Origin of the sequence: Bacteroides sp., from assembly GCF_019417265.1 — a bacterium.
Lineage (GTDB): Bacteria > Bacteroidota > Bacteroidia > Bacteroidales > Bacteroidaceae > Phocaeicola.
The window spans coordinates 1-11,801 of sequence record NZ_DXVR01000089.1 but is presented as its reverse complement, the minus strand read 5'-3'; the positions used below and the strand labels follow the sequence as shown (position 1 = coordinate 11,801).

The window sequence follows — 11,801 nt, the reverse complement described above, 5'->3', positions numbered from 1 at the left end:
GCAAAATACTGAGTAGCAAAGAAAAGCATAAATTTACCATCAAACTTGGGTTAATGTTGCCATTTTCTTCTTTTATCTCTGCTATACGGCTGTTTGCGAGCTTATTAATGTCATACCTCAAATGGCCAAATATTTTATCCATCCATTTTGAAACAGTTTCCAAAGATTTATGCCGTATCGTGAATATCGTATTTGGATTTTCTGATATATTTTCTTTAGTATAGACAATGTTGTTCTCTATTGTGTTCAGTTTGAAATCCTCATCGTTCGGATTGGCGTATATTCTGTCTGCTTTTTTTCCTGTATAGGCAAAGGTGTTGTTTTTTATCGTATTACCATAAGGACGCGAAGCCGGATATCCGTTCATTTGTGGCAATTTGCTCTCTTCGTATGAGAGGTCAAAAGGCTCATCCTTGCAGTCGAAAAAAGTATTGTTGGCGAATATCGAGTTTTGTGCCGAGAGATGTGTTGCATAACTTTTGTCTTTCTGAATGAAATCCTTGTATCCGCAAGTGAATCTTACTACGCTCGCCGGCAGTCGGTCTTGGCGTTGTTTCATCTTTTTGTCAAGTGGAACATACGAGCCGTTGGGGAATGAGAAATAGTTTCCTGCCACTATGTGTTCATCCATCCACATACCCAATCCGCCATAAAAATATTTGGTGTATGTAGCTTCCATTATGTTGTGCAGGAAGATTGTGGAATGTCCCTGTCTGAAACTCATTTGTGCCTGGCAATTGCGGAAAGTGTTGTGGATATACACATTCTCATGACTTTTGTTCTCTATGAGTTCCACTTCCCCGTCCTGGCGTTCAAACAGATTGTTGTCTATCAGACATCTTCCATATCCCAACTGGCCGAGCCCGATACGCATAGCCGAACCGGTGTTGGCCGTCAGTTTGAAAGGTGTGGGGAAATAACAATGGTCTATACGGTGATACATGGCATATTTAAAATCGTCCGATGTATCCGTAAAAACACTTTTATTGTCCTTGACAATGCAAGCGTCCACAGATGCAAACTTATGCGGGAACTCCGTCCGATATGGGAGAAACGTGGATTGTATCTCTTCTTCCTCCCACCGTACAGTCCACATCTGAATATCGCCGAGACGCTCTGGAGAATCCTCAAAGGCAAATGGCTCAGACCTGCGGATTATTGCTCCACAGATTCCCTGCTCTATGCAACCAACCGTGCTTTGGCAGCACTTGGATCTCAACTCAATATCAATTTTGCCCATGCGGCTTAGTATAAATTAATTTTTACGACTTACTTATCATATAATAGTTATACGTACTATTTTGTAATGAATTTGTATCTGTTTGAAATAATATAATGTGTTTGATGGATTAATTTGCAGTATGAAAAATGTTGAATCTAAAATTATATTTATGAGAAATTTTGTAATTATGCTGTTTGTCATGGTTTCTACAGTGACTTTGGCTGCAACTGTTAAGAATGTAAAAGATACTGGAAGTCTGGAAATGGCTGTTGCTGAGGCTGTTGAGGGTACTACAATTATTATGGAAGATGGGGTTTATAATGACGTGAAACTTATAGTCAGGACTAATGGCTCTTCCAAGGAAAATATTGTAATTAAGGCTAAAAATCCCGGAAAGGTGTTTTTTATAGGAGATGTAAGGGTGGAATTGCGCGGTGATTATAATGTTTTAACCGGAGTATATTTTAAGGATGGTGCAAGAGATACAAAAATATGGAAAAGTCATGGCCCCGGATTGGTAGCTGTATATGCTGACCATTGTGAAGTGTCCGAGTGTATGTTTTATGATTTTGACAATGCTAATTCGGCTTATATCACAACCTCACTGGATGAGAACGGACGTGTGCCACAATATTGCTATATCCATCATTGCGCATTTATAGAGAAAACAACTTTGGATCAGGTCATCAACTTTAATAATACTCCAAAAAAGATATTGGACGGAGAGCCAGGCAAACCAATGTATCACCGTGTGAGCTATTGTTATTTCTCAAATCCTCCAAAGAAAGGAAATGCCGGGGGAGGTATAAGGATTGGGTATTGGCGCAAGGATTATGGACGCTGTCTTATTGACCATAATTTATTTGAGAGACAGGATTCGGAACCTGAAATAGTGACGAGTAAGTCAATGGAGAACGTGTTTTATGCAAATACTATATTGAACTGTCAGGGTACTTTGAATTTCCGACATGGTGACCATCAGGTGGCACTGAACAATATCTTCCTCGGAACTGATAACAAGCATGATTATGGAGCAATGTACGTGTGGGGAAGCGACCATATTATAGGTAATAATTATGTTTCGCTTTCACGTACGCTCAAAAGCAGGGGAAATGCAGGTATTTATTTTAATTGTGGTTCCAAGGCTTCTGAACACGCTTTGGCATTCAATATAGCTATGGTGAGCAATACTTTCGAGAATGTGAATGGAGCAGTGTTTCATTTTGCTCCACTCTATGAACGCCGAAAGGAGGTTTACGGTGAGAAATTGGAACTTCCTTATAATATTAATTTCGTAAATAATTTTATTTCTTCCAGAAAGGTTGGGGCTAAGATATGGGCAGAGGTGAATGGTAATTCTTCTAAACAGATATGGAAGGATAATGTCTATTATGGATATGATAACAAAGTCTTGTCATCAAACGATGGCTGGACTAAAGGTGTTGTACCTATTGGAATAGACAAGAGCACTTTAAAAAGTATTCTTCCGTATACCAGTATCGAAGGTATAAATCTTGATTTTGTAGAAATTTTGAGCAAGCCTCTCGATTTAAAACCTTTGAAAGGCACTGATGTGGGACCTGCATGGTGTGAAAAGTTTCCGGGAAATTATTTTGATACGGGTGTATTCAAGAGACAAACAGCATCAAAATAGTTCTATAATTATAATAAATCACAAAAATACGAATGTAGGCATTTTATTACGTATTTTTGATTTTGCATTGTTTTTATTAATGGTTTTGCATATTCTTTTTCTAATTAATAGTACAAAATTATACTGTAATTGTATTGAATTGAAATATATTAATTGTTTCAATCTTTATTTTTGCAGATATGCAACAATAATTTTAAATAAACCATGTATCAGAAAAAACTTTTACTATTAGCTTGTACCTGTGGAATGGCTCTTAATTCCACTGCAAAAGAAGAAAACCACGAAGCGGTAAAGAGACCTAATCTCCTTTACATCTTTCCGGACCAGTATCGTATGCATGCACTCAGTATCTGGAGTAATCCTGAATACAGGAAGGCTCTGAGTACAGTGGGAGATCCTGTTTCAACACCGAATTTGGACAAATTGGCTAAGAAGGGAATCCTGTTCAATAATGTTTGCAGTACATACCCTGTAAGTAGTCCTCACAGGGGAATGCTTATGTCCGGAATGTACCCGCGTGCGAATGGTATAGAGAACAACTGTCATATATCCAGAACAACAGAATTGAAACATGACATAGAGTGTCTGACAGACGTATTGGCAAAGAATGGATATGAAACAGCATACGTTGGAAAAACGCATTGGCATAGGACAGAAGCTTTGTTTGATAAAGATATGAATTATGTTGGAACTAAAGAATCTCCGGGAGGTAATGTGATGAATGTTTATGACACTTACATTCCTGAAGGTAAGAGTCGTCACAGCAACAAATACTGGTTCCAGGGTATAAAGAGTCATTATACTTCATATACATATTCTAATCGTCCTGAACTTGTGGATGGCAAGAAGGATGGAGAAGTGAAAGTTCATGATGGATTTACTGCTACTCATGAAGCGGATATCGTTATAAAATATCTGAAAAATGAGAGTGGTGAAAGATGTGAAGGTAAACCGTTCAGTATTATTTGGTCTATAAACCCACCGCATCCGCCATATAACAAACTTGAGGATTGCGATATCGAGGTATTTAATGAGTATTATAAAAATATGCCTGTCGATGAACTGCTTGTACGTGATAATGTTAAACTTGTAAATAAAGAAGGAAAGGCCAAGAAGAAAAATATTGAGCTGAATGCCCGTATATATTTTACATTGGTGAAAATGGTGGATGAAGAAGTGGGACGTGTACTTGATGTTTTAGAGGAAATAGGTGAAGCGGATAATACAATAGTTGTCTTTACTTCCGACCATGGGGAAATGATGGGTAGTCATGGACTGACCGGTAAGAATAAAATTTATGATGAATCTTTTTTGGTTCCTTATATAATAAGTTATCCCGGAGTGTTGGAACATCGTGTAGAGAATCTTATGATGGGGTCGGTAGATATAATGCCTACCATGCTTGGATTGATGGGACTGGAAAAGAGTATTCCAGAAACTGTAGCAGGATATGATTATTCTGATGGAATAGTTTCCGGTGATTTTAAAAAATGTCCGAAACCGAAATCGGCTCTTTACCTAAATGATAAAGCAAAGGGAGTTCGTACATATAAATATACCTATGTAGTTAGTGCGGATGGTACATATGAACTGTATGACATAGAGTCTGATCCGTATCAAATGAAGAAACTTTCATTTAAGGATATTCCGGCATCGGATAAAAAAATGCTTAAAGATGAACTTGGCAAATGGCTTATTAAAGCTAATGACAGATGGTGTGATAATAAAAAGAATAAAGAACTTATTAATTATTAAAAAATGAATACAAAGTCTATAGCATTATCTATTGGTATTCTTATGGCTTCATCTGTTTTTGGTGAAGGGCTTGAAAAAAATGATTGTAAAATATGGAATGAGTTTGTCAATGCTCAAAAGACCGGTGCAGAATCTTTATTGCTCGATTTCTCATTTGCAGGTTATAAACATGGTGAGGTGGGAATACCTGAAGTGGAACATAAGATATTCAATGTATGTGATTTTGGTGCAATAGCGAATGATGGAAAGTCTGACAGAGCGGCTTTCCAGAAGGCTATAAAAGCGGCTGAGAAAAATGGTTCGGGAATAATATATTTTCCTAAAGGAAGATACGATTTGCGTGCTGAAAATGACCCAAACGAGGAAATCAAGATTTCAGGAAGTAATATAGTAATTCGTGGTGAAGGTAGTGGGGAAGGTGGTACAGAGTTGTTCATGGAGTTTCCAAACCCTGCTAAGAATCCTAAAAAACTATATTCATCTCCTTGTCTTATTTCTTTTGATGGAAAACAGAAGGATAGTAAGTTAACAGATATAGTAGCAGGCTCCAAGCGCGGCTCTTTTCAGATTACTGTAGCATCGTCGGATGGTATTAAAGAAGGTGATTGGATAAGACTTTATGTGAGAAATAATAATCCGGAAGTGATTGCGGAGGAGTTAAAACCATATAAGGTTGAAGAAAAATGGAAACAAATCCTTACGGAAGGTGTGATGATAGATGATTATCATCAAGTGGTTAAAGTTTCCGGAAATGTTATAACACTGAAAGAACCATTAATGCATGCCATTGATAAAAGCTGGGAATGGTCTGTAAGAACTTATCCGATGATAGAGGAAATAGGAATTGAGGATATTGCATTTGTAGGAAACTGGAAAGAGAAATTTAAACATCATAAGAATTGGTTGCATGATGGAGGATGGAAGCCTTTGAAGATAAATAATGCGGTAAATTCATGGGTGAGAAGATGTCGTTTTACTGATATAAGCGAAGCTTTAAGTGTTATTTCTTGTGCAAATGTTTCTGTGATAGATTGTGTGATAACAGGAAACACAGGGCATTCTGCTATTAGAGCTCAAGGTTCGTCAAGGGTGTTTTTAGGGAAAATCGATGACCAACCTGCTCAATGGCATTCTGTAGGATTTTCAAAACCTTCTATGGGGACAGTACTTTGGAGAGTGAGGACGAACGCTAACAGCTGTTTTGAATCACATGCCAGTCAGCCGAGAGCTTCGCTTATTGATGCATGCGAAGGTGGTATGATGCGTGGACGTGCAGGAGGTGCTGTAGGTAGTAATCCTAATCATCTTAATGATTTGGTATTTTGGAATTATAAAGAAACAGATGAAGGAACTGAAAACTTTGATTTCTGGGCGAGTGATTCAAATTTCTGGAAATTCCTGCCTCCTATAATAGTCGGTTTTCATGGAGCAGGTACTACATTTGAAAAGTCACAAGTGAAATATGAAGAAAGTAATGGAAAGTCTGTAAATCCGGAGTCCCTGTATGAGGCACAGCTTGAACTTAGACTTGGCAAACTTCCGGAATGGATTTTAGACTTGAAAAAGTGATTTTTATTCTTTACTGCACAATTTTAAAAGTTTTTTGTTGAGTTGTGTAAGTAGAATTCTGTTTTAATGTCTATTTTTGGCACATATAAATTAATTATATACAAATTATGAACAGACTAATGATATTTGGTGGCATCATTGCCCCTGCAGTAATTCAGGCTGCCGACAGACCTAACATTATTTACATTATGACCGACCAGCAGACAGCTACTGCTATGAGCTGTATGGGAAACAAGGATTTGCACACTCCTAATATGGACCGTCTGGCTGAGGCCGGAGTGATGTTCCGTAATGCCTATTGTTCCACTCCTCTGAGCGGACCTTCAAGAGCATCTATGTTTACAGGATGTTTCGCTCACGAGATAGGTATGCCGAGTAACGGTGACCCTATGCCGGAGAATCTTAAGAAACAAAGTCTTGGTGTACTGATGAGCAATGCAGGATATGACTGTGTGTATGCCGGTAAGTGGCACGTACATACATCTTCTATCCCTGACAATGAGTTCGGTTTTAAGAATATTCATGACCATAATGACTTCGGACTGGCGGAATCGTGCGTAGAATATCTTGATTCAAAACATAAGTCACCTTTCTTTTTGGTTGCTTCATTCGATAATCCGCATAATGTGTGTGAGTATGCACGTCAGCAAAATTTGCCTTTTGCAGAGACTCCACAGGCTGATATTGCCGATTGTCCTGGATTGCCTCTCAATTATGAACGTAATCCGTATGATGCAGATGCAATAAAGTATGAGAAAAGCTTGAACTTTAGTGCTTATCCTACTTCAAACTATACTCCTGACGACTGGCGCAGATACAGAAACGCTTATTTCAGATTAGTGGAGCATGTAGATGCGGAGATTGGCAAGCTTGTTGATGCAATAGACCGCAACGGATTGTGGAAAAATACGGTCATCATATTTACCAGCGACCATGGTGACGGAATGGGAGCACATCAGTGGAATCAGAAATCGGCTCTTTATGAAGAAGTCATTAATATTCCGATGATAGTGGTTCTTCCTGGAAAGAATAATGCCGGAAAGGAATTGCCTCAGTTGGTGAACAATGGTGTGGATTTTTTTGCTTCCGTATGCGAATGGGCAGGAATAGATATGCCGGAAGGATTGCCGGGATATTCGTACAGGAAACTTGTAGAGAGTTGTGATGTAAACGCGGAACATCAGGACTTTGTAGTAACAGAGACTCTTTTTGATAAAGGCGGAAACACGAGAGGATGGGCTTTGAGAACAAAGGATTTCAAATATGTGATGTACGACAAGGGACGTTACCGCGAGCAGTTGTTCGACATGAATGCCGACCGTGGTGAAATGCGTAACCTTGCAGTGGAAAAGAAATACGAAGCGGAACTAAATCGACACAGAGCTTTGCTTAACGACTGGATGAAACAGCATAAAACAAAGCAGATACGTGCCGGATTGAATCTTGTTCCGGGATTTTAAGTATATATTTATAAAGTCAGATGAGAATATTATTTCTATTGATAGGTATGTTACTCCATGTTGGAGTATTTGCACAGTCAGAAAAGTATTATAATGAATTCCAAGAACTTGCTTCTAAAGACATGAAGTTGGTTTTTGAGGACTCCTTCAAGAAAGACTGGCAGAAACAGTGGTTTAAGGACGGAGATATAGCCAAGGCTGTACACCGCAATGGTGGGCTTGAGGTATATGCCGGCGATGAGGCTTACAATGATGCACATCACACTGTCTTGTGGACAAAGAAGGAGTTTGAAGGTAATATAATGATAGAATACGATTTTACAAGACTGGATTCATCAAAGTATTATTTTGTGAATATCCTTTATATTCAGGCGACAGGTCCCGGCACAGGTGAATATGCTGAAGACATAAGCAAATGGAATCATTTGCGCAATATTCCTGCAATGGATGTGTATTTCAAGAACATGAACACTTACCATATCAGTTATGCTGTCACGGGAGTACCTTCGGAAAACAAGGACGAATACATCAGAGGACGCAGATATATTCCCGGAAACAATCTCCAGGGAACAGACCTGAAACCGGAATACTACAATACCGGATTGTTCAGGATAGGAGTGACATATCATATCAAGGTGATAAAATATGGCGATCAGCTTTATATGAATGTGACAGGCGACGGAAGAAATGAAACTTTCTATTTTGACGGTTCTTCAGCCCCGGCTATAACTAAGGGTAGGATAGGGCTCAGGCAGATGTTCACCCGTAATTCGAGATATGCCAATTTCAAGGTTTACAGTATAAAATAATAGCTGTAAATGAATATTAAATGGCGTTCAAACGCTGTTTAAACACTGTTTAAACAGCGTTTGAACGCCATTTAATGTTGTCTTTTTCTGATTTTGGTTGACTGTTATAATGTTTGTATGATTTGTCGGTAGTTTTAAAGTTCGAGTTTCTTGGTTACGAATTCTTTGACAAATTCCACAGTGCCGTCAATGCCGAGAACTGAAGAGTCCACACAGAGGTGATACGTTGCAGCGGCTCCCCATGTCTTGTAACTGTAGTAATTATAGTATGACGAACGTTTCTTGTCTGCCTTCTCCATAAGTTCTTCTGCCTCTTCTGCTGAGATCTCAAGAGTAGACATCAGCCTTTCTATTCTTGCTTCGGGTGAAGATGATATAAACACGTTGGCACATCGCGGATGGTCGCGGAGTATATAGTCCGCACATCTTCCTACGAAAAGGCATGACTGTTTCTCGGCCAAATCTCTAATAACATCGCTTTGAATCTTAAACAGAGAGTCATTGCTCAGATATGAATTGTACGGATATGCTCCTTCAGTAAGGAAAGGAAATCTTGAACCGAACAATCCTCCGAGAATAGTCTTTGATGCTTTCTCATCTGCCTGTTCAAAGAACTCTCGGCATAGTCCGCTTTCTTTTGAAGCAATGTTTATCAGTTCCTTGTCATAGAAAGCTATATTTAGTTCTTTTGCCAATTTCTCGCCAATTTCTCTTCCGCCGCTACCTAACTGACGTCCGAGGTTTATTACAAAATTATCTTTCATGGTTGTAAGATTTTAAAATGTCTGTCTACAAATATAATTCTTATGAATTAAAATTCAAAATAACTCAGGCGGTATGTTTCCTGAATTTATCGAATTGCCTGTAAAGCATTATTGCAGCCATTACACTTGCAGTAATATCGGATATAGGCATGCTTATCCATACTCCGTGCGAACCGAAAAACAACGGGAGAATAAACAGACACGGGATAAGTATAAGAACCTGACGGCTCAGTGACAGAATGATAGCCTTCCGTGCCATACCGATGCTCTGGAAGAAGTTGGATGTAACCATCTGGAAACCTATGATAGGGAAGAACATCACTACTATTCTCAATCCGTTGGCTGAGAGGTTTATCAGAGTTTCATCGGTGGTGAAAGCCGATACTGCCAGTCTTGGCATGAACTCACCGACAATAAAGCCTGAGGTAGTGGTTATTGTAGCTGCAACGACTGTCAGTTTCATTACATGGTTTACGCGATGGTACTGCTGTGCTCCGAAGTTATATCCGGCTATAGGCTGCATACCCTGGTTGAGTCCCATTACAATCATTACGAACAGGAACACAATTCTGTTTACTATACCGAATGCACCTATGGCAAGGTCGCCGTCGTAGAGTTTCAGACCTTTGTTGATGAGGATGACTATGAAGCACGATGCAAGATTCATAAGGAACGGAGCCATACCGATACCTATTATGTTTGAAACCAAGTTCCCATGAAGGCGGTAGATGCCTCTTTTGAAATGCAGAAGCTCATTCTTTTTGCTGAATATCTTAATAAGCCATACCAGTGATATTATCTGAGCCAGTATTGTTGCTATTGCTGCTCCTTTTATCCCCATGTCGAAACCGTAGATGAACAGAGGGTCGAGTATGGTGTTGATAATGACAGTAAGTATGGTTGCAAGCATAGCTTTCTGCGGATGGCCTGCCGAGCGGAGAACAGAATTCAGTCCGAGATAGAGATGCGTAATGGTATTTCCCAACAGGATAATAACCATATAATCGCGCGCATAAGGAATGGTTGCCTCGCTTGCTCCGAAGAAATACAATATCGGGTCGAGGAAGATAAGGGTGATTATCGTAAACAATATACCAACGATGACATTCAAAGAAACTACATTTCCGAGTATGTTCTGTGCCGATGCATAATCTTTCTGTCCAAGTTTGACGGAAACGAGTGTCGATGCACCCACGCCTACAAGTGAGCCGAAGGCTGCGGCAAGGTTCATAAGAGGGAAAGTTATGGCAAGACCGGAAATGGCCATCGGACCTACACCGTGACCGATGAAGATACTGTCTACCATATTGTAGAGTGATGATGCCGTCATAGCGATAATGGCAGGTACGGCATATTGCATAAGAAGTTTACCGATAGGTTCGGTTCCAAGTTCAGTTGCAGTTACTTTTTGTGACATATCGTTTATTAAATATCTCTATTTAGTCTATAATCAAGACTTTTGGTTCTATGTTGTGATATGATTTCATTGTTCGGGTGATGCTGACACCCTGACGTTTTTTGGTGCCGACCATCGTCGGCAGTGCTGCCCACTATAGTCGGCAATGCTGCCCACTATCGTCAGCAATGCTGCCCACTATCGTCGGCACCCAAAAATATACGGTTATATTGTATTACCGGTAGTATGGCCCATAGCCTTTTATGCCTTCCACTCCAAAGCTGATGGACGAACTTTCGCCTATCTTGAAGTTTATCATTCCTCCAAATTTATCCGGCGAGAAGTCCGGTAGCGGATAGTACATCGGAGAGCGTTGTGGCATCAGTGATTTGTTGCCATAACCGTATAATGTTATTTTATCGTTAAGCTTGAATGCGGCAACACCTGCTATTCCTATATTCCTATAGTTGATGAAGCCCCAGTTCATGTTTGTGGCGTACAATCCTGCTGCCACACTGAATCTGCTGTTTACAGGTACTGCATACATGAATGCTGCATCCTGTCCGAATCCTACTCCTGAAGGAGCATATTTGGAGGGACTGAATGTGACGTGCATCCCTAATGAGGCATTGAATCCTTTATGGAGTTCCCAGCCGGTGTAATTATAAGAGAACGGACTGATTCCGTACATGCTGAACGACGGATACATCCCCGTCTGCATTATCGGTGCTACAAGCGGTGTACTTAACGAGTCTGTGTTTGTGGCGGAAAAGGTTTCAACATCTGTTTCCGATGATTTGTCAAGAACAGAATCGTTTTCATATACAGTCGACTCATTGGTTTGCGACATACATATAACCGGCAGTAAAGCAAATAATATTACAAGGTATAACGATTTCATCACTATGGAGTTGTTGTTTGTTTTCAAATATAGTTATAATCTTATTATACTGTAATTTATACATTTGTTTTTTAATGAAAATAGGATGGATTTCACTCTTTTTTTATGGATACAAAAAAAGCTGTCTTCGTTAAGACAGCTTTTAATACCTTTAATGATTGTAGATTATGCTTCAGCACAAGGGATAACAGAAACAAAGCTCTTGTTTTCACGACCCTTCTTGAAACATACTGTACCATCTACCAATGCGTAAAGAGTATGATCGCTACCC

At 39.5% G+C, this 11,801-nt stretch carries 11 protein-coding genes; 6 read left to right on the top strand and 5 right to left on the bottom strand.

Annotation, left to right across the window (positions count from 1 at the left end; translation table 11 throughout):
• On the bottom strand, positions 1-943 hold a 943-nt coding region (locus QZ379_RS10285; RefSeq protein WP_291564096.1), incomplete at its 3' end, for a chondroitinase-B domain-containing protein.
• Here QZ379_RS10285 and QZ379_RS10280 point away from each other — a divergent pair.
• The 6 genes from QZ379_RS10280 (at position 923) to QZ379_RS10255 (ending at position 8,469) form a co-directional block, all read left to right on the top strand.
• The gene (locus QZ379_RS10280; RefSeq protein WP_291564093.1) at positions 923-1,249 is read left to right on the top strand and encodes a transposase; all 327 of its coding nucleotides are present in this window, start codon (positions 923-925) and stop codon (positions 1,247-1,249) included. The two genes, QZ379_RS10285 and QZ379_RS10280, sit on opposite strands and share 21 nt — an antisense overlap.
• Positions 1,250-1,391: 142 nt before the next feature.
• On the top strand, positions 1,392-2,876 hold the full coding sequence (locus QZ379_RS10275) for a chondroitinase-B domain-containing protein (RefSeq protein WP_291564090.1): 1,485 nt from the start codon (positions 1,392-1,394) through the stop codon (positions 2,874-2,876).
• A gap of 204 nt (positions 2,877-3,080) precedes the next feature.
• Positions 3,081-4,631, top strand: coding sequence for a sulfatase (locus QZ379_RS10270; protein WP_291564088.1), 1,551 nt, complete (start codon positions 3,081-3,083; stop codon positions 4,629-4,631).
• Between the two features lie 3 nt (positions 4,632-4,634).
• A complete protein-coding gene (locus QZ379_RS10265; protein ID WP_291564085.1) occupies positions 4,635-6,200 on the top strand; it encodes a DUF4955 domain-containing protein in 1,566 nt (521 codons plus the stop codon).
• 107 nt (positions 6,201-6,307) lie between these two features.
• Positions 6,308-7,660: a sulfatase-like hydrolase/transferase gene (locus tag QZ379_RS10260; RefSeq protein WP_291564082.1), complete on the top strand. Its 1,353-nt coding sequence runs from the start codon at positions 6,308-6,310 to the stop codon at positions 7,658-7,660.
• A gap of 20 nt (positions 7,661-7,680) precedes the next feature.
• Positions 7,681-8,469, top strand: a complete 789-nt coding sequence (locus tag QZ379_RS10255; RefSeq protein ID WP_291564079.1) for a DUF1961 family protein — start codon at positions 7,681-7,683, stop codon at positions 8,467-8,469.
• A gap of 134 nt (positions 8,470-8,603) precedes the next feature.
• On the opposite strand, the gene QZ379_RS10250 is transcribed toward QZ379_RS10255, so the two are convergent.
• The 4 genes from QZ379_RS10250 to QZ379_RS10235 all read right to left on the bottom strand — a co-directional run.
• Positions 8,604-9,233: an AAA family ATPase gene (locus tag QZ379_RS10250; RefSeq protein WP_291564076.1), complete on the bottom strand. Its 630-nt coding sequence runs from the start codon at positions 9,231-9,233 to the stop codon at positions 8,604-8,606.
• A 64-nt stretch (positions 9,234-9,297) separates the two neighbouring features.
• Positions 9,298-10,650 (bottom strand): MATE family efflux transporter, encoded by a 1,353-nt coding sequence (locus QZ379_RS10245; RefSeq protein ID WP_291564073.1) that lies wholly within the window; start codon positions 10,648-10,650, stop codon positions 9,298-9,300.
• A 214-nt stretch (positions 10,651-10,864) separates the two neighbouring features.
• The gene (locus tag QZ379_RS10240) at positions 10,865-11,530 is read right to left on the bottom strand and encodes a hypothetical protein (RefSeq protein ID WP_291564070.1); all 666 of its coding nucleotides are present in this window, start codon (positions 11,528-11,530) and stop codon (positions 10,865-10,867) included.
• A 165-nt stretch (positions 11,531-11,695) separates the two neighbouring features.
• Positions 11,696-11,801 (bottom strand): 50S ribosomal protein L27 (locus tag QZ379_RS10235; RefSeq protein ID WP_291564099.1); only part of this gene is annotated, 106 nt, incomplete at its 5' end.